Raw genomic sequence first — 18,972 nt, 5'->3', positions numbered from 1 at the left:
CGGGCCGTCAGTAGCCGGCCAGGCGACCCTGCGCCGGATTGCGTGTGACCAGCAGCGATCACCCGTTCAATTCCACGTACCGCCGTGCGATTTCGCCGGGTCGATGGTGTGGCGGCTAACACTATCGTATAAGGTCCAAACTCCCACGAGGTGATATTGCGGAGGCCGACGGTTCTCTAGACTTCCGGTTAATCCTTCCACCGCAACAATTTCCGGAGAACAGCATGGACCGTACCCTGCACGCGATGTCAGTGTTTAGTCACGTCGCCCGCCTCGGCAGTTTCACCGCAGCGGCTGATATGCTCGGTATCAGTGCAGCGTCGGCCAGCACGCTGGTTCGCAGACTGGAAGAATATCTCGGCGTCACGTTGCTTCAGCGATCGACCCGCTGTGTCAGGCTCACTGCGGAGGGCGAGCAGTATCAGGAGCACTGCCAGCGCATTCTCGGCGAGATCGAACTGATGCAGCAGCAACTGAGCGGCGCGGGGAAGGTCGCGCGCGGCCGGTTGGCGGTGGATCTCGATCAGGAAGTCGCGCATTCGGTGTTGCCGTTCCTGCCGGTGTTCCGTGCGAACCATCCGGAAGTGGGCTTGCGCGTCGACGTCGGCGGCGACGCGGACGGCCTGATTGCGAACGGCGTGGACTGCGCGGTCGTGGTCGGCCAGTTGGCGGACTCGTCGCTGCGCAGCCGTCGCGTCGGGCAGTTCCATGCGGTGACGGTGGCGAGCCCCGACTATCTGAAAGCGCGCGGCACGCCGGTCGATCCCGACGGCCTCCATTGCCACGACGTTATTCATTACACGCCGCGGCGCTTCGGTCCGGTCCGCGAGTTCCGTTACACCGTGGACGGCGCCGAGACGCGGCTCAAGCTGGCCGAGCGGATTTCCGTCAACGATGTGCGTTCGGCCGTTCGATATGCGGTCGAAGGCGTCGGCATCGCGCAGGTGAGCGAACGGATGGTCGCGGAAGAGTTGGCGACGGGCGCGCTCGTCAGCATTCTCGGCGAGTACGGCCCGCCGCCGCTGCCGATTTCGGTGCTGTATCCGGATCGACGTCAGGTGCCGATGTCGATACGCGCGTTCATCGACTGGATGCAGACCCAGCTTCGCGATCTGGAAATCGCCAGCTTCGACCATACGTCGGCGCCGAACGGCAGGCGCGACGCGGCACCGTACTGGACGCCGAACAGCGAGCGGCCGTTCATTACAGCGGGCTTCCAGCAGCTGTCGGCCACGGCGTGAGATGCACAGACCAGGTGGCTGCACGCATATCGGGCGCGGCGTTATACCGAAGTATAGTTTGCGTGCCGATGCCGGCGGCATAGGATGCGGTCGAGCCCGCGGACCTCGAATGCGCGATCTCGCCATTTTTTTGAATTGAAGGGCAAGGACCCGCTGGTATGTCGAACCGAGGTATTGTTTCCATCGTCGATGATGATCGGTCCATCCGTCGGGCAACGCGCAGTCTCGTGCGCTCGCTGGGCTGGGACGTGCGCGTCTACGAGTCCGGGGAGGCGTTCCTCGACGCCGATCTGATACTGGATGTCGCGTGTATCATCTCGGACGTGCATATGAAGGGCATCACGGGGTTGGAGATGTATGAAACCCTGCTGGAGCGCGGGCCGGCTCCTCCTGTGATCTTCATCACGGCTTTTCCGTCCGAAGCAACGCGCGAGCGAGCGATGAAGCTTGGCGCGATCTGCGTGTTCAGCAAACCGGTGGATCCGGCGCGAATCCAGGAGCGCCTCGAGGACGTCGCCGCAAACAGCGGCCCCCAGTAATCCGGACATCCGTTTTTATCAAGTCACGATATGGATAGCAATCGCCAGATGAGCGAGGGTCGCGGCGTACGTGTGGACCACATCATTGCGCCGCCCGAGCTCGCGGCGGTGCACGCGTCGGCGCTGGGCCCGAATGTCGACGCTCAATTGCGCACGAGCCCCTACGTCGTGTATGCGGTAGCGATTGCACTGGGCTTAACGGTGTTCCTCATCGATGCGTTTGCGCCGGTCGACGTCGCGGTCGCCGTGCTGTATGTCGTCGTGGTGCTGCTGGTCGCGTCGGTTGCGTCCCCGACGGTCACCGTCGGCGTGGCATGGGCCTGCGTGTCGCTGACTCTCCTCGGTTTTCTGCTCGCTCAAAGCGACCAGATCGCGGTGAGTTCGCTCGCGCGTTGTATCGTTAGTGTCATTGCGATCGTGACTGTGTCGGCATTGGCGCTGCGCAATCAGAGCAGCCGCGCGATGCTGCAAAACCAGGTCGATTTGCTGAACCTCACGCACGATGCAATCGTGGTGTACGGGCTTGACGGGCGAGTCCGTTTCTGGAGCAAGGGCGCGGAGCGCCTGTACGGATGGCGCGCGCACGAAGCGTTCGGCGAGGCGTTTCACGAGCTGACGCGCACCGGAGCCGCATCGCCGATCGCCGAGCTGATCGACACGACGATCCGGGACGGCAGCTGGCAAGGGGAACTTACGCGCACGCGCAAGAACGGCGAGACGGTGCTGGTTTCGAGCCGCTGGATTGTGTCGCGCGACAAGTCGGGCCAGCCGATAGCGATTCTGTCCACCGACAGCGACATCACGCAGGCGAAGTCGCTGGAGGCCGAGTTGCGCCGCCAGAAGGAAGAACTGGTGGCAACGATCGACGCGATCCCCGCGATGGTATGGAGCACCGCCGAAGACGGCCGGCTGCTGTACCTCAATCGGCGCTGGACCGATTACGACGTGAGAACGCGCGACGGCACGAACGTATGGCGCGACATCGTGCATCCCGACGACATCGCAACGCTCGAGGCGGCGTGGCACGACGCGATTACGTCGGGCAGCCCGTTCGAGGTGACGGCGCGGGTCCAGCTCGGCAGCGGCGAGTATCGCTGCATGATCATCGGCGCCGCACCGTTGCGCGACGGCGACGGCCGGATTCGCCGCTGGTACGGCGTCAATACGGACATCGAGGCGCGCCGGCAGGCCGAGCAGGCGCTCGAGCGCTCGCGCGCGGAACTGGCCCACGTCACGCGGGTCACGATGCTCGGCGAACTGGCGGCTTCGATCGCTCACGAAGTCACGCAGCCATTGGCTGCGATCGTCACATCGGGCGAGGCCGGGCTCCGTTGGCTCAACCACGACGTGCCGGACCTCGACGAGGTGCGGGATTCGATCGAACAGATGACCGACGACGCGCGGCGCGCGACGGACATCATTCGGCAGATTCGTGCGATGGCGAAGCGCAACGACCGGGACGACGCGCGCGTCGACGTGACGTCGATCGTCGAGCAATCGATCGATCTGATGCGCCGCGAGCTGCAGAGCCACGACGTCGAAGTCGCGCAGAACTGCCAGCCGTCGCTGTGGGTGCGCGGCGATCGTGTGCAGTTGCAGCAGGTGATCATCAATCTTCTGATGAACGCGGTGCAGGCGATGAGCGGCGTCGCGGACCGCAGGCGCACGCTGGCCGTGTCGACGCGGCTCGTTGACGGCACGTCCGTGCAGGTGAGGGTGGATGACGCCGGTCACGGCATCAGAAGGCAAGACGCCGATTCGCTGTTTACGCCGTTCTTCACGACCAAGAAGGAGGGCATGGGAATGGGCCTGTCGATCTGCCGTTCGATCGTCGAAGGGCATGGTGGCCGCATCTGGGCCGAATCACAAGAAAACGAGGGGACATCGATGCAGTTCGTTCTACCAGTCGAAGGAAGCACGCAGCCATGAGCAACGGTCCCGATCTCATCGCAACGAACTCTGTCGTATATGTCGTCGACGACGACGACTCGATGCGCAATGCGCTCGGCCGGCTGTTTCGCTCTGTCGGTCTTGGCGTGGAACTCTTCGGTTCGGCTCAGGAGTTTCTCGATTTCGACAAGCGCGATGTGCCGAGCTGCCTGATTCTCGACGTCCGGCTCAAAGGCCAAAGCGGCCTTGCCTTGCAGGAACAGATCGTTGCCGGCGATCTCCAGTTGCCGATCATCTTCATCACGGCGCACGGCGACGTCGCCATGTCGGTGAAGGCGATGAAGAACGGCGCATTGGACTTCATGTCCAAGCCGTTCCGCGATCAGGACATGCTGGACGTCGTCCAGAATGCATTGCTGAAGGACGAGAAGCGCCGCAAGTCGGACGGTCGTCTCGCCGACGTTCGCCGTCGTTACGGCACATTGACGCCGCGCGAGCGCGAAGTGATGAAGTACGTGGTGAGCGGCCTGCTGAACAAGCAGATTGCCGCGGAGATGGGGCTCAGTGAAATCACCGTGAAGATCCATCGAGGCCATGCGATGCGCAAGATGGGCGCGCGAACGCTGCCCGAATTCGTGCTTGGCGCGCAAGCATTGGGGCTGGATCCCGCATCGGAATGACGGTGTTGGCGCCGCAGCCCCGGCGCGATGCGCTGCGGCGGCGCGTGCGCTGCCGGCAGCCTATCGGTTCACGATGTGCGTCGGCAGCGTCAGTGTGAGACACAGGCCTGCCAGCAGACACACGATCATGCACGACACGGGAAGCACGAAGCTGCCCGACGACTGCTTCAGCACGCCGACGACATAGGGGCCGAAAAAGCCGCCGATGTTGCCGATCGCGCTGATCCAGGCGATGCCGCTCGCCGCGTTGCTCGGGCCGAGCAATGCCGTCGGCATACCCCAGAACACGGGTGGCACGGACAGCAACCCGGCATTGGCGATGCACAGCGCGATCACGGTCAGCCACAGGTTGCCGTGCCAGACGAGCGCGAGCGTCAGCCCGGCCGCTGCCAGCAGGAACAGGGCGGCCGTATGCAGGCGGCGCTCGCGATGACGATCCGCGCTTTGTCCGACCGTGATCATCACGATCATTGCGACCGCATTCGGCAGCGCTGCAATCAACCCGATGAAGAGATCCCTTCCGACGCCCAGCGATTTGATCATCGTGGGCGCCCACAGCGTGTAGCCGTATATTCCGAACACGTCGAGGAAGTAGATCACCCCAAACGTCCAGAAGATCCAGCTGCCGAACATCTGGTTGTTGTTCGCAGAGGCGGCGAGCGCGCGGTCTACGGCGAGCGTCCGGCTCAGATACGCGCGATCGGCGTCGCTTTCGTGGCGGCTCTGGGTGACGTCGTCCTCGAGATATCTCCAGCAAAGCAGCGCGGCGACGAAGGCCGGCAACGCCTCGACGACCAGCATCCACTTCCAGCCGACGAGGCCGCCGATGCCGTCGAAGTATTCCATGATGAAGCCGCTCAGCGGCGAGCCGATCAGCCCGGACAGCGGAAGCGCCGCGTAGAACGTGGACAGCACCCGCGCGCGATGGTATCGCGGGAACGACTGCGAGATGTAATAGACGATGCCCGGTACGAGCCCGGCTTCCGCGACGCCCAGCAGATAGCGCATCACATAGAACTGCTTCGGTGTCGCGATGAACGTGGTCAGCGCCGACACGATCGCCCATGACAGGATAATGCGCGTGAGCCAGCGCTTCGCTCCGACCCGCTGCAGGATCATGTTGCTCGGGACCTCGAACACCACGTAGCCCAGCGCGAACGTGCCGGCTCCGAACCCGAACACCGCATCGGTGAAACCGAGGTCGACGCCCATCTGCAGTTTCGCGAAGCTGACGTTGATGCGGTCGACGTATGCGGCAACGTACGCGAACATGAAGATCGGCAGGATGCGTAGCGCGAGATGCCGCGCGATCCGATTTTCGCGCGCTTCGTCGTTCGGGTCGTCGCTGCCGGCCGGATCACCGGATGAGCGCGTCGCGTTCAGATCCAAGAGGTTCCCTCGTTGCATGGCGAGCCAGGCCGCGCGGATTCGTCCATGGCAACGCCTGTGATCGTCGATATCGAATGCCAACAGCAATTCATGTTTCCACGCCGCGACGCATACCTGCGCGTGCACGTCGTTCGCTCGGTAACGAAGTGCAGCGGGTTGCTGGATGCAAGTGGAAGAACGGCGACTTTACCCCCGGTCGATGCCCACGCGCCCGCGGCGGGGCGTCGGTATCGACGAACGCATGTTTTTCTCGAAGCTCGCGACTGCCGCGCCGTCCGTGTGCCTGTTGACCGAGGCGACGCGCCATTCGAACTCGCCCGCGGATTTTACCGGATAGCGGCGACGCGAGTACGCAAAGTGCAGTCATTTTTATGTCGGCTGCGACACGCGTGCGGACGTGCCGACGCCGTCGCGACGCATCAGGCGTCGCGACGGCGCAAGCAGCCGGCCGGGCCCGCGCGCCCTGCCGGGAAAACCCGGCAATCTGGGCGAGCGGCGGCTTACTTGATCGTTGCGAAAAGCAGGTTGAGGCCTTCGGCGAGAAGCGGGTGGGCAAGAATCGCGTCGCGCACCGCCGTGTAGCGCAACTTGCCGATCATCGCGATCTGGACGGCCGACATCACTTCGCCCGCGCCCGCGCCGACCATCGTGAAGCCGAGAATCTGGCCGGTGTCCGGCGCGACGAGCGCTTTCATGAAGCCGGTGGTGGTGCCGTTGGTGCGCGCTCTGGGTACGGCCGCCATCGGCAGTTTCGCGACGATGACCGGCGTGTTCCGCGCTTTGGCGTCCGTTTCGTTCAGGCCGATGCGCGCCAGCTCCGGGTCGGTGAACAACGCGTACGGAATCACGCGCGACGCCGTGCTGCCGCCACGGCCTTCGATGCCGGCCTTCAGCACGCGATAGTCGTCGAATGACGCGTGCGTGAACATCGGCGTGCCGGCTACTTCGCCGATGGCCCAGGTCCGTTCCGCGGTGGTCGCGAGCGTGTCGTCGACCTTGATGAAGCCGCGCTCGTCGCGCTCGACCCCGGCCAGATCGAGGCCGATGTCGTCCGTGACCGGCCGCCGGCCGGTCGCCACGAGCAGATGACTGCCTTCGACCGTGGTGCCGTCGCCGAGCGCGACCGTGACGCCGGCGCCGGACCGGCCGTCCACGCGTGCCAAGCGGGCGGACAGTTTCAGCGTGATCCCGTCGCTTTCGAACGCCTGCTGGATCGCGATGCTGACGTCCTCGTCCTCGCGGGCGGCGACGCGCGGCGCGTCATGAACGACGACGACCTCGCTGCCGAGTCGCCGGAAGGCCTGCGCCATCTCGAGGCCGATGTAGCCGCCGCCGATGACGATCAGCTTTTCAGGCAGCGCGTCGAGGCCGAGCGCCTCGACGTGGGTCAGCGGGCCGGCATCGCGTAGCCCCGGTACGTCGGGAATCGTCGCGACGGTGCCGGTGTTGATGTAGACGTTCTCGCCTTCGAACACCTGCTCGCTGCCGTCGGCAGCGCGCACGGCAATCCGCCGCGGCGCGACGAAGCGGCCGGAGCCGATGACCAGCTCGAGGCCGGACTGCTCGAACGCGCGGCGGTTGATATCCACCATCCCGTCGACGACGCCGCGCACGTTCGCATGAACGCGCGCCATGTTGGCAACGGGGCGCGCCGGCGCGGCAGCGGTGCGCCACGCGTGCATGTTGCGTGCGTTCTGAATCAACGTTTTGCTCGGAATGCACGCGACGTTGATACACGAACCACCGATCATCCCGCGCTCGATGACAGCCACGCGTTTGCCGCTACGCGCGAGATCCATCGCCAGCGACTTGCCACCCTTGCCGCCGCCAAGGAACAGGTATTCGTAATGTCTGGGGCTTTCCATAACGCGACTCCTCAAGTTGTCCATACGTCGATCCGCAACGACTCATGCAACCGGAATCGGGTTGTCGACGAGCGCCTGATTGAACTGCTCGACGAACGCATGCTCGTTCGGGCCGACGTTGCTGCGCAGCGGCTGAGCCATCTCGACCACGACTTCCGTCGTCGCGGTTTCGAGATGCTCGAGCGTCTCCGCGATGAATGCGTCGAGCGGCATTGCGCGTGGATCGCCGCTCTTGTGGATCAGGTCCGTATCGACCCACGGCGGCGCGATCTCGAGAACATGCACGCTTGTGTTTCGCAACGCAAAGCGCTGCGACAGCGTGTACGAGTGAATGGCGGCCTTCGTCGCCGAATAGAGCGCGGTGGCCGCGAGCGGCACGAATGCGAGAACCGAGCTGTTGTTGATGATGTACGACTCGGGTTGCGCTTTCAGATGCTCGACGAGCGCCGCGCTGACGCGAACCGGCCCGAGCAGGTTGGTGGTCACGAGGCGCACGGCCTGGGCGTCGTCGAGCGCGCCACCGGCATCGTCGAACGGCATGATGCCCGCATTATTGACGACGACGTTCAGCGTCGGATAGTCGGCGATCAGCTGGCGTGCGACGCGCTCGATTTGCTGCGCGTCGCCGACGTCCAGCTCCACGGTGTCGATGCCCGGATTCGCTCGTGCGATCTCGTCGAGCAGCGCTTTGCGGCGCCCGGCGACGATGACCTTGTTGCCGCGACGATGCAGGTTTTCCGCGAGCGCGCGGCCGATGCCCGACGTGCCGCCGGTGATGAAGATGGTGTTTCCGGTGAGTTTCATGATCGACGTTCCTTTGAATGTGTGACGGAAGCAGCTACGAAAATGGATGGCAACGGTCAATGCGTGACCGCGTAACGGGCAGCGACGACGCTGTTGGACAGATGAGGAAGCATGACGCGACGCGCGGCATCGTAGGCGTCCCATTCTTCCGCTGCGTGAAGCGACGGAATCGTGACGACTTCCCGACGGTCGAAACCGCTGAGTGCCGCATCGACCAGGTCGGACGCCGACATCACGATCTCCTTCGGCAGATTGTCGAGCGGGAGCCCGCCGATGTCCCAGAACTCCGTGGCCGTCGCGCCCGGCAGAACGGCCTGCACCTGCACGCCCTTGTCCGCCAGCTCGTGATGAAGCGACTGCGTGAAGGCGAGCGTGAACGCCTTGCTGCCGCCGTACACGCCGTTCAGCAGCTCGGGGCCGATTGCGACGATCGACGAGATGTTGATCACCGCGCCGCGGCCGCGCGCGACGAAGCCCGGTACGGCCGCATAGGTCAAGCGCGTCAGCGCTGTCACGTTGAGGTCGATCATGCGCGTCATGGCGTCGACGTCGCTTTCGAGCAGCGGCTTGTGCGTGCCGACGCCGGCGTTGTTCACGAGCAGCGTGATGCTCGCGTCCGTGCGCAGCTTTGCTTCGATCTCGGCGAGCGCATGCGGATCGCCCAGGTCGGCGGCGATCACTTCTACATTGCGCTGCGTGTCGTTGGTGATGCGCTTCGCGAAGTCGTTGAGCCGGTCCCGGTTGCGGGCGACGAGGACGAGATCGAAGCCGCGGCGTGCGAGTCGTTGTGCGTAGATTGCGCCGATGCCCGACGATGCGCCGGTGATGAGTGCGGTGCCTTGATGTGCTTGCGTCATGCTGTTGCTCCGGTGAGGGTGACGAAGTGATCGACACAGGTCAGGGAAGTGCATGAGCCGCTTGCATGATGCCGGTGGCTCCGTGCTGCATGCGCTTCCTCGGTCGTGTCGGCGTAGTGCGATGCAGTGTATTGGCCGCATGACGGGTCGATCAACGAGTCCCACCCATAAACTCAATTCATCCAGCATGAATACCGGATCGGCGAGCCGGCATCTGGCGGCGCCGATCGTCGCGCGTCAGCTCGGCCGCTTCGCACCGGTGCGTGACAGCACGTAGTCGAGCCGGCTCGTCTCGCGATTGCCGAGGTTCAGCGCGCGCAGTTCGGCCAGCGCGGCGGGCGCGATCGCGTGAAGCGATGCCTTCCTCACAATCAGCGTGGCGTCGTCCGTGCCGCCCAGTAGGCCCTTTGGATCGTCGAGCTCGCGGATCGTGTATTGCTCATGCAGATACTGCGGCGTCCACAGCGGAACGACGACCCAGCGACGCTCGGCGACCGCCTGTTCGAAGGCGCCAACGCAGTCGTCGAGCGTGCCGTTCTCGAAGTGATAGCCCGCGTCGTCCAGACCATACTGCGTAACGATTTCGCGCGAAAAGCGGCTGATGCCCGCGCCAGGATTGATGCCCTGAATCCGCTTGACCATCCGGGCGGCGACATCGGGCCGTTTCAGATCGGGAATCGCGCGCACTGCGCTGGCCGGAACGTAATCCGGCACGCCCCACAACGCGTATGGCCGATAAAGAACCGTGATTTTCTCGACGTCATGCTCAAACGGTGCGAGATAAATGCTGTGGCTGCTCGGCAGCCACGCGCTGCTCAGCATGTCGGCCTTTCCTTCGCGCAGCAGCCGGAATGCTTGTTCGTGCGGCGCGAAAACTTCCTGGACCGTAACGCCATGCGCGTTCAATATTCGCCGCACGACGGCGGACGCCGCACGATGAAACGACAGATCGATGGTAACCAGCGTGAGCGCGGATTGCGGCGGGACGTGACCGGCCATGAGATTCTCCTGGGTAGACGATCGAGATCAGCGACGGGTAATGGAAAGCGCGATGCCGGCGACGATGAGAACGTCGCTCGTCGCCAGCGCCGGGGTGAGCGGCTCGTGAAGAAAGAGCACTGCCGTGAAAAGGCCGAAGACGGGAACGCCGAGCATCGCGGTCGCCATGCTCGTGCTCGACATGCGCGTGTTCGCGGCATTCACCGCGCAAAAGCAGAATGCCGTCGCGATGGGGCCGATGTAGAGCAGCGCCGATGTCAATGCGATGCTGCCATCGCCGGTGTACCGCCCTTCGACGATTACCGCGAGTACGACCAGCGGTACTGCCGCTACGAGCATCTGCCACGGGGCGAGCACATACGCGCTCGATTCGCTGCGGAAATGCCGCAGATGCAGGATGCAGACCGCCCAACACAACGAAGCTGCAAGCAACATGACGTTCGCCAGCACGGCCCGATGATCGTGCCAGTCGACGTCGAGCGGGTTGAACAGCAACAGCACGCCCGCGATGCCGAGCGTCGTGCCGAGCGCCGTGCGCCGGGAAAGCCGCTCGCGAAAAACGAGGACCGACACGGGCGTGACCCAGATCGGCGTCGTATACGCGAGCACCGCCGAGCGGCCGGCGCCCACGCGATGCAGCGCAATGGCGCTCAACGCGGTGAAGGCGAGCATCTGAAGGGCGCCGACGCTGGCCAGAAACGGCAGATCGCCGCGCTTCGGGATCCTGAGCGTACCGGTCGCGGCCTGCACCGCGAACAGGCAGAGCGCGCCGGATGCGAAACGCATCGCCGACAGCCACAGCGGCGTGATGTGCGCGAGGCCCAACTTCATCGCGGGCCAGTTGGCGCCCCACAACAGGATGGCGGCGCCCAATATCGTCGCACCGCCGTATTTGGACTGCGGCGCCGCCGCGGTGCGGCTCTGCGGCTCCACGCGAACCAGCTCGGACATGATGACGCTCCTCGGGGTGATGCGAGCCGACGCCGCATGGCGGCGGCGAACGCGCGTCGAAGTCGAACGATCAGATGAAGGTGAATATCCGCTCGCGCGGCAGCCGCGACTTGGGGAGCTCGGCGTTGAAGTCCTCGTCGCTGCGGAATCCGAGCGATACCAGTACGACGCTCGTCAAACCGCGTTCGCGCAGGCCGAGGGTCACATCGAGCGCGCGGCTGTCGAAGCCCTCCATCGGTGTGGCGTCGACGCCCAGCACGGCCGCGCCTAGCAACAGGCCGCCCAGCGCGAGGTACACCTGCTTTTCCATCCACTGCGCCGTATCGCGCAGCTCGTACTTGTGCATGTCTACGTACGAGCGCCGGCTCTTGTCCTGGGCGGCGCGCATCTCGGCGGTCTTGAAGCGGCCGTCGGCGGACTCACGCTCCAGGATCGTCTGCAGGTGTGTGTCGTCCATGTCGATGCGCATGCACATCGCGATCACGTGCGATGCATTGACGACCTTCGGCGCGTTGTACGCATAGGTGCCGGTCGTGGCGGCGGCAATTCGCGCACGGCCTTCGGGCGTCGCCGCGACGACGAAATGCCACGGCTGGGAATTCACCGAGGACGGCGACTGGTGGAGCAGCGCGAGCAGGGTGTCGACCTCCGTTTGCGGCAGCGATTTGCCGCTGTCGAAGGCCTTCACGGTATGGCGTGCATGGACGGCGTCGGCGAGGTTCATTGCGAAAAACTCCGGTTGTCGTTAATGGGTAGCGGTGCGGTCAATAGGTCGGCGCGGGACCGGCATCGATGCGCACGCGGAACAGCGCATACGGCTTCTCACGCTCGTCCTTGCCGCCGTGGAAGACCGGCTGACGATGGAGCTGATTCGCCGTGAAGTACAGGTAGCCGTCGGCGCCCACCGACAGCGTGTCCGGCCACAGCACACGCGGGTCGTGCACGATGGTCCGCCATTCGCCGCCCGGCTGGAGCCGGCGAATCGAGTCGTGTTCGTAGTCGCCCGCATAGATGTTCCCGTTCGCGTCGCTCGCAAGGCCGTCTGACGCGCCCTTCTCGCCGAGATCCGTGACGGCGGCTGCGAGTTGTGCGTCGCTGATAGACGGATCGCGCAGCATCGCGGTTGGAATCGAGTACAGATGTCGGCTCGACAGCGGGCAGTAGTACAGCGTCTTGCCGTCGGCCGACAGCGCGATGCCGTCGGACGCCACGGAGAACGGCTTGCTCGTGCCGTTCGCGTCGCGGAGTTTCAGAGTCTGCCCTTCGACGACCGGCACGAACGCCGGATCGGCGGACGTCGACACGTCGCCGGTGAGGCGGCGTATCGCCTTGCCGCTGTCGAGGTCCATGACGATCAACCCGCCGACGCCCGATAACGACGAGTCCGTCACGTACGCGACGCCGGCCTTGCCGACGCGGAAGTCGAAGCGAACGTCGTTCACGTAGGTCTGTGTGCGCATCACGTTGGCCGGAAACACGATGGTCTTGACGACGCGATTCGTGTCGAGATCGATGGCAACGAGCTTCGCGCCGCCGGCGACCGGCTCCGAAAAATTGGGCGCTGCGGTGTCGAGTACCCACAGCCGGCCGCGTCCGTCCGCAACGACGCTCTGCACGCTCAGGAAGTGCGTGGCCGGGCGCGACGCATCGGCACGATTGATCTCCGCGTTCGGATAAGCGACGACGCGGCCGTCATGCACTTCGCCGACCGTGAACGGCACGGCGTCGCCCCAACGCGGGAAGTTCACGAAGATCCTGCCGCGTTCGGTTACCGTCACGCCAGTGGGCATTGCCCCCGGAAACGTCGCGACGGTCTCGATGACGCCGAGGGTGCGCTCGGTCGCCTGTCCGACAGCCGGCGTGTCGTGAGCCGGCGGCTGCGCGATAGCCGGCTTGATCAGCACGCCGAACGCCAGCCCGGCGGCGAGCGCGCTGGCGTGGCGGCGGATGACGGGGAATCTAGCGATGTGTCGATGCGGGAAGCGCATGGGGGTTCTCCGGTCTGATTCAGTGTGTTTGGAATTGCGATGCGGGCGGGGCTGCTCGCGTCAGAAGCCTTCGAGGACGATCTTGCCGCGCGAGCGGCCGCTCTCGATGAGCGCATGCGCGCGACGCAGATTGGCGGCGTTGATGGTGCCGAAGTGATCGGCCATGGTTGTGCGCAACACGCCGTCGTCGATCAGGGCGGACACCCGGTCGAGGATTTCGTGCTGCCTGACCATGTCGGCGGTTTCGAACAGGGAGCGTGTGAACATCAGCTCCCAATGGAGTGAAATCGACTTCCGCTTCAGCGGCATTGCGTCGAGCGCGTCAGGATCGTCGATGACGGCGAGCCGGCCCTGCGGCGCCAGCGCCTCGACGAGCTGCGCGTAGTGGACGTCTGTTTGCGTGAGACTCGCGACGTAGCGCACCTGCGGCGCACCGATACGGCGCAGCCCTTCGAGCAACGGTTCACTATGGTCGATGACGTCGTGTGCGCCGAGCGCTTGCACCCATGCGCGCGTCTCCGGGCGCGACGCGGTGCCGATCACGCGAAGGGCGGTCAACCGACGCGCCAGTTGCGTGAGCATGGACCCGACGCCGCCCGCCGCGCCGACGATGAGCAATGCGTCGCTGCCGCCGCCGCCCTCTTCGATGCCGAGTCGATCGAACAGCAATTCCCACGCAGTCAGCGACGTCAGCGGCAATGCCGCGGCTTGCGAGTCCGACAGCGTCGCGGGCTTGCGGCCCGCGATTCGCTCGTCGACGGCAACGTATTGCGCATAGGCGCCGGCCCGTGCGATCGAGCCTGCGAAAAAGACCTTGTCGCCGGGCGCGAACATGGACACGTCGGCGCCGACCGCTTCGACGGTGCCTGCGGCGTCCCATCCGAGGATCCGTGGCTGCTCGGTGGGCGAACCCATGCGCACCTTGGTGTCGACCGGGTTGACGGCGATCGCATCGACCTTCACCAGCAGATCGCGCGGCCCGGCTTCCGGTTTCGGTACGTCGGCATCGAACAGGGATTCCGGATGGTCGGCGGGCAAGCCGTGCCGTGCGTAGACAACTGCTTTCATCAATGAACTCCGAATCGTGTTTGACTGGCGACCGACCCGCAGTGGCATGCAGGTCGCTGCATGTGGATGAAATACTGCGCGTCCTCATCTATCGAAAAAACGCGTTACATTAGGGAGGACTTTCACTCCGGGAATGAAAATGGTGCGTCTGGAAGACCTTCAACTGTTCGTCAGAACCGCGGCGCTCGGCAGCTTCTCGAGCGCGGCGAGGGAGGCCGATCTACTACCCGGACAGGTGAGCGCCGCCATCCAGCGGCTGGAACGCGAGCTCGATACGCGTCTTTTTGCGCGTTCGACGCGCAGCCTCAAGCTCACTGCGGAAGGCGAGCAATACCTCCCCTATGCGGAGGAGGTGCTGTCGACGATCCACGAGGGGCGCGAACGCCTGCATGGAGACAAGCAGGCGTTGCAAGGCACGTTGCGCATCGCGGCGCCGTCGGACATCGGACGCAACGCTTTGCTGTCGTGGCTCGGCGTGTTCCGCGACGCGCATCCGAAGCTCGTGCTTCGGCTGTCGTTGTCGGACTACGTAACCGACGTGTTTCGCGACCCCGTCGATGTGGCGATTCGTTACGGCGCACCTGAAGCCGCGAGTTACGTTGCGCTGCCGCTCGCGGAAAGCAATCGACGCGTGCTCGTCGCGTCGCCCGGCTACGTGAAGCGGCACGGCGCGCCTGCATCGCTCGACGAGCTGGTGTTGCACGAATGCCTGCCGTTCGTGCTGGGTGGACGTGTATACGATCGCTGGGTGTTCCCCGCCAGCGGCGTGCGGCGTCAAGTTACGGTGAAGGGCGTACTGCTTTGCGACGATGCCGAGATTGCAAGACGCTGGGCCGTCGAGGGTCGAGGGATCGCGTACAAGTCGTGGCTCGATGTCCACGACGATGTGCTGGCCGGCCGGCTCGTCGTGCTGCTGCCAGAACAGCGCGGCGAGGCAGCTCCGCTTAGCCTCGTGTGCCCGCATCGTCGTCAGTTTTCGCCCGCCGTCCGATATCTCCATGCGCATCTGCGCGAGCGGATCGCGCCAATGATCGCGGCGATGCGCGACTACGTCGGCGACGCGGCCGAGTAACGCGCGGCGCGTCGTCGTGCAGGCGTTCGCGCTTGACGGCGAACGTCGAAGCTCGTGCATCGTGGCACGCATCGTTCTGGCTCCAGTGCGGGACCGTGTGCCCGCGAGTGTCGTCGAGTTCCGCTCGCGGAAGCGTCTTCGTCACTTCACCGAATTGCCCGCTCGCGCAATGCAGCGCGTTGCATGCATCCCGTACGCGGATGAGCGTCGGTCGGACATCGTGCAACACGTGCCTGTACTGTGCCGCTGCGGCGTCGTCCGGAAAATCGTCTCGCCGGGTATTCGACTAGTCGGAAATATTCAATTCACCTATACGCAGGTATAGCGAGTACCGCGGGCGCCGCCGCGGGACATGATCATCTGCATCGCTTTAAAGCTGTTTTTGGAAATGCGCCATTGAGCGCGGGTAGGCGGTTGTCTACCATTCGATCGGGTTTCAGCCCTTGTCGAATTTCCATCGATGTATTTTCAGGAGCGTGTGATGAAAAAGATTATTGCGTCGGTACTGTACGTAACGTATTTGGCTTTTGGCGTTTCCGCCCATGCGGCAGAACAGGATGCCGCTGCATCTTCTGACGCGGTCGTCAGCCAGAAAGAAGTGAACAAGGCCGACAGGCGGGCCGAACGCACCGCCGATCGGGCACTGTCGCGCAAAATCGTCTGGGCGCTGTCGAAAACGAAAGGGCTGAACGCGGTCAATGCGCGGGTACTCGTGCGCCATGGCGTGGTGACGCTGACCGGCTACGTGCCTGACAGCGAGCAGGTCCAGCGCGCCGGCGACAGCGCAGCGCGCGTCGCGGGCGTAACGTCGGTGGTCAACAATCTGTTGCCAGGCGAGCAGGGCCGGTGATTTCGCGCGCGCGTCGATGCCATGCGCGCGCTGCTGTGCGAAGCACACTGAAACCATCGACGGCTCCGCGGAGCCGTGAGAGCCGTGTAGAGCATTTTCCTCAAAGCGTCGGAATTCGAATGCCGTTTTCGGTGCGCCCAAGGCGCCGGAATCGAAATTCATTTCGTCGATAAGGAATGGAGAAGGAATGGAGAAAAATGTCGCCGCAGATCGCATTCGTTGCGCGACTGCGCGCATTTGCTCCTTGCCGCGTTTGACCCTTAGTCAAGACCCGGAATGCGGACATCGATACGCATTCCTTAATCACGTCGGCCATTGTCGGCCGGCGCCCGATTATCCAGCCAGTGAGATATATATGACACGCCTGACCACTCTGAAACCGTCGGAAGCGACCGGGGAAACCGCTGTCGTCTTCAACCAGATCAAGGCCGCGATCGGCAAAGTTCCGAATGCGTATGCGACCATCGGCACGCATAGTCCTGCCGGTCTGGCGGCCATGCTGAACGTCGACGCCGCTATCGCCGCCAGCTCGCTCGAGCAGGCCGACGTCGAAGCGGTGCGCCTCGCGGTCAGCGCGCTGTCGGGCTGCGATTACTGCGTCGCGGCGCACACGATGATCGGCAGGATGGCCGGCCTCGCGCCTGACGCGATGAAGCACATCCGCGCCGGCCTGCCGTCCGGCGATGCGCGCCGCGATGCGTTGCTCGCGTTCGTCCGCGCGATCGTGACCAGCCGCGATACGGTGCCTGTCGCCGTTCTCGACGCGGTGCTGGAAGCCGGGCTGACGGAGCGCCAGGTGATCGAGACGATCCTCGTCGTCACGTCGATTACGTTCACCAATCTGGTGAATCGCGTGAACGACACGACGCTCGACTTTCCGGCTGTCGACTGAGGATGGCCGTATCCGGCGCACGTTTCATTGCGTGACGCCGCGCGAGCCGGTGCGGTCGTGTGGGTCGTCGTACGTGCATGTCGGGCGGACGGCAGGCAGCGGATACCGCTTGAAGTCGCGCAACGAAGGCGGTCGCGATTCGGGCAACGCGCCCGCTCGCGCCCGATCGGTCCAATCGAAAACGGAGGTATCAATGTCCACGCAGTATGTGGTTGCCACGATTACGGCAGATCCGCAGCACGCCGCGACGGTGGAAGCGGCGCTGGTGGCCGCGGTTCCCGCTGTTCGCGCCGAGGATGGATGCGAGCAGTACGAACTGCATCGGCACCGCGCCGCGTTTCATCGCTTCACGATGGTCGAACGGTGGCGTGACGAGCACGCGCTGAATGTGCACGGCATGGCGCCCGCGTTCCAGGCGCTATCGCTTGCGCTCGAAGGCAAGGCGACGCTCGACGTCGTGCTGCTCGAGAAGCTGATCTGAGTCTGCCGGCTCTGGCTGTCAAGCAGCGGCGGCGCGCGGGATTACCGGCCGCCGCTGTTTCGTTCCCCGGCCGCGATGGCGATCGCCTCGCAGCGTCGTTCATCGGACCAGCGCGGCGAGCACCGGCGCGACAAGTGCGGTTAGCACGCCGCTCATTCCGATCGCCACCCCACCGAACGCGCCGGCTGTTTCGCTGATACTCAGCATTCGCGCGGTGGCCAGCCCGTGGCCCGCAGTTCCTGCAGCCAAGCCGTGCGCGCGGGAATCGACGACGCGCATCACCTTCATCGCCACGCCGATCTGCAGCACGGCCGCGATGCCGGTGAGCAGCGTGAACGTCGCGGTCAGCGAGGGGTCGCCGCCGATGCGACGGGAGATGCTCATCGCGATGGGCGTGGTTGCCGAATGCGCGATCAGCGATGCCGTAACCACCGGCGCGGCGCCGAGCCCCTTGCTGATCAATGCGGCGCTGCCGGCCGACACGATCGAACCGATCGCGAGCGCCGGGACGAGCGCGCGAGCGGTTCTGCGTATGTGGTGAAAACTGCGGAACATCGGGATGGCGAGTGCGACGGTCGCCGGCCCGAGCAGAAAGTGCACATACTCCGCACCCGCCAGGTAGTCGCGGTATTGCACATGCGCGAGCGACAGCAATCCGACGAGCAGCAGCACCGCGACGAGAACGGGATGAGCGAGCACGTGTCCGTGCGCGGCCCGGTTCGCGAACAGTCCGATCCGATAGGCGACCAGTGTTGCGAGCAGCCCCCAAAGCGGTTGGTGTTGCAATATGGCCCATGCGGACGCGAGATCAGGCGTCATGTTCGGTCTCCGTTTCGGCAGCGAGCGTTTTGCTGAGTCGCTCCATGATCCATCCGGTCGTCGCGAGACCGAGCAACGTCGAGATCAAGATGGCGGCCGCGATGCGCCACCAGTCCGTCGTCAACTGGTCGAATGCGGTCATCAAGCCGGTGGCGGCGGGCACGAAGAGCATCGCGAGCCACGACAGCAGGTCGTCGCCGAATCTCTCGAGGTCCGGCGATGGGCCGCCCTTCCAGATCAGGATGCCGAGCAGGAGCAGCATCCCGACTAGCGGGCCGGGGATCGGCGCGCCCGTCAGCTGCGCGAGCAACTCGCCGACGAACTGGCTGGCGAGAAGGGTCGACATCGCACTCAACATGATGGCTATGCCTCGAGAAGAACACGTGAACGCGCGTTTGCGCGGACGGAGCAGTCGTTCGGATTGTCGTCCGTCGCTCGGCTCTGGAGTAGTGCGAAATGGCGAGAAACAGTTTCTGCAATAGACGGAAAAAGCGCTTGCCGAGCGCAGCGGAACGAGCGCCACGCGGTGCGATGGGCCTGCCATTGGGTCCTCGCGACGCGCACGCGGATGCGCGCGGCCCGCACGC

General features: G+C 64.5%; 19 protein-coding genes. 8 read left to right on the top strand and 11 right to left on the bottom strand.

Annotation, left to right across the window (positions count from 1 at the left end; genetic code table 11):
• Positions 1 to 224: 224 nt before the first annotated feature.
• The 4 genes from WK25_RS17735 to WK25_RS17720 all read left to right on the top strand — a co-directional run bounded on the left by WK25_RS17735 (position 225) and on the right by WK25_RS17720 (position 4,350).
• Positions 225 to 1,241: a LysR family transcriptional regulator gene (locus WK25_RS17735; protein WP_038571013.1), complete on the top strand. Its 1,017-nt coding sequence runs from the start codon at positions 225 to 227 to the stop codon at positions 1,239 to 1,241.
• Between the two features lie 158 nt (positions 1,242 to 1,399).
• Positions 1,400 to 1,780, top strand: coding sequence for a response regulator transcription factor (locus WK25_RS17730; RefSeq protein ID WP_038571011.1), 381 nt, complete (start codon positions 1,400 to 1,402; stop codon positions 1,778 to 1,780).
• 30 nt (positions 1,781 to 1,810) lie between these two features.
• A complete protein-coding gene (locus WK25_RS17725; RefSeq protein WP_069242246.1) occupies positions 1,811 to 3,709 on the top strand; it encodes a PAS domain-containing sensor histidine kinase in 1,899 nt (632 codons plus the stop codon).
• Positions 3,706 to 4,350, top strand: coding sequence for a response regulator transcription factor (locus tag WK25_RS17720; RefSeq protein WP_038571007.1), 645 nt, complete (start codon positions 3,706 to 3,708; stop codon positions 4,348 to 4,350). The genes WK25_RS17725 and WK25_RS17720 overlap by 4 nt, the downstream gene beginning before the upstream one ends.
• 60 nt (positions 4,351 to 4,410) lie before the next feature.
• On the opposite strand, the gene WK25_RS17715 is transcribed toward WK25_RS17720, so the two are convergent.
• From WK25_RS17715 to WK25_RS17675, 9 genes are all read right to left on the bottom strand, one after another.
• Positions 4,411 to 5,739, bottom strand: a complete 1,329-nt coding sequence (locus tag WK25_RS17715; RefSeq protein ID WP_069242245.1) for an MFS transporter — start codon at positions 5,737 to 5,739, stop codon at positions 4,411 to 4,413.
• Between the two features lie 500 nt (positions 5,740 to 6,239).
• Positions 6,240 to 7,604 (bottom strand): FAD-dependent oxidoreductase, encoded by a 1,365-nt coding sequence (locus WK25_RS17710; protein ID WP_069242244.1) that lies wholly within the window; start codon positions 7,602 to 7,604, stop codon positions 6,240 to 6,242.
• 42 nt (positions 7,605 to 7,646) lie between these two features.
• A complete protein-coding gene (locus WK25_RS17705; protein WP_069242243.1) occupies positions 7,647 to 8,408 on the bottom strand; it encodes an SDR family oxidoreductase in 762 nt (253 codons plus the stop codon).
• A 56-nt stretch (positions 8,409 to 8,464) separates the two neighbouring features.
• A complete protein-coding gene (locus WK25_RS17700) occupies positions 8,465 to 9,265 on the bottom strand; it encodes an SDR family NAD(P)-dependent oxidoreductase (RefSeq protein ID WP_069242242.1) in 801 nt (266 codons plus the stop codon).
• 237 nt (positions 9,266 to 9,502) lie between these two features.
• Positions 9,503 to 10,264 (bottom strand): glycine betaine ABC transporter substrate-binding protein, encoded by a 762-nt coding sequence (locus WK25_RS17695; protein ID WP_038570994.1) that lies wholly within the window; start codon positions 10,262 to 10,264, stop codon positions 9,503 to 9,505.
• Between the two features lie 27 nt (positions 10,265 to 10,291).
• A complete protein-coding gene (locus WK25_RS17690) occupies positions 10,292 to 11,215 on the bottom strand; it encodes a DMT family transporter (RefSeq protein ID WP_069242241.1) in 924 nt (307 codons plus the stop codon).
• Positions 11,216 to 11,285: 70 nt separating this feature from the next.
• On the bottom strand, positions 11,286 to 11,939 hold the full coding sequence (gene nfsB / locus WK25_RS17685; RefSeq protein ID WP_069242240.1) for an oxygen-insensitive NAD(P)H nitroreductase: 654 nt from the start codon (positions 11,937 to 11,939) through the stop codon (positions 11,286 to 11,288).
• A 40-nt stretch (positions 11,940 to 11,979) separates the two neighbouring features.
• Complete coding sequence (locus WK25_RS17680) at positions 11,980 to 13,203, bottom strand: L-dopachrome tautomerase-related protein (RefSeq protein WP_069242239.1); 1,224 nt, start codon at positions 13,201 to 13,203, stop codon at positions 11,980 to 11,982.
• A gap of 60 nt (positions 13,204 to 13,263) precedes the next feature.
• On the bottom strand, positions 13,264 to 14,271 hold the full coding sequence (locus tag WK25_RS17675) for a zinc-binding alcohol dehydrogenase family protein (protein ID WP_038570983.1): 1,008 nt from the start codon (positions 14,269 to 14,271) through the stop codon (positions 13,264 to 13,266).
• 139 nt (positions 14,272 to 14,410) lie between these two features.
• Between WK25_RS17675 and WK25_RS17670 the strand changes: the two genes are divergently transcribed.
• From WK25_RS17670 to WK25_RS17655, 4 genes are all read left to right on the top strand, one after another.
• Entirely contained in the window at positions 14,411 to 15,343 is a 933-nt protein-coding gene (locus WK25_RS17670; protein WP_069242238.1) for a LysR family transcriptional regulator, read from the top strand.
• Between the two features lie 481 nt (positions 15,344 to 15,824).
• On the top strand, positions 15,825 to 16,193 hold the full coding sequence (locus WK25_RS17665; protein ID WP_069242457.1) for a BON domain-containing protein: 369 nt from the start codon (positions 15,825 to 15,827) through the stop codon (positions 16,191 to 16,193).
• 355 nt (positions 16,194 to 16,548) lie between these two features.
• Positions 16,549 to 17,085, top strand: a complete 537-nt coding sequence (locus tag WK25_RS17660) for a carboxymuconolactone decarboxylase family protein (protein WP_038570977.1) — start codon at positions 16,549 to 16,551, stop codon at positions 17,083 to 17,085.
• A gap of 193 nt (positions 17,086 to 17,278) precedes the next feature.
• Positions 17,279 to 17,566, top strand: coding sequence for a putative quinol monooxygenase (locus WK25_RS17655; protein ID WP_038570974.1), 288 nt, complete (start codon positions 17,279 to 17,281; stop codon positions 17,564 to 17,566).
• A 99-nt stretch (positions 17,567 to 17,665) separates the two neighbouring features.
• On the opposite strand, the gene WK25_RS17650 is transcribed toward WK25_RS17655, so the two are convergent.
• Together WK25_RS17650 and WK25_RS17645 are read right to left on the bottom strand one after the other, a co-directional pair.
• On the bottom strand, positions 17,666 to 18,385 hold the full coding sequence (locus WK25_RS17650; RefSeq protein WP_069242237.1) for an LrgB family protein: 720 nt from the start codon (positions 18,383 to 18,385) through the stop codon (positions 17,666 to 17,668).
• Positions 18,375 to 18,731, bottom strand: coding sequence for a CidA/LrgA family protein (locus WK25_RS17645; protein ID WP_226209401.1), 357 nt, complete (start codon positions 18,729 to 18,731; stop codon positions 18,375 to 18,377). The genes WK25_RS17650 and WK25_RS17645 overlap by 11 nt, the downstream gene beginning before the upstream one ends.
• Between the last annotated feature and the right edge of the window lie 241 nt (positions 18,732 to 18,972).

Origin of the sequence: Burkholderia latens (genome assembly GCF_001718795.1) — a bacterium.
Classification (GTDB): Bacteria; Pseudomonadota; Gammaproteobacteria; order Burkholderiales; family Burkholderiaceae; genus Burkholderia; species Burkholderia latens_A.
Note: the sequence above shows the minus strand (reverse complement) of the source record. Positions and strands in the feature narration are given on the sequence as shown.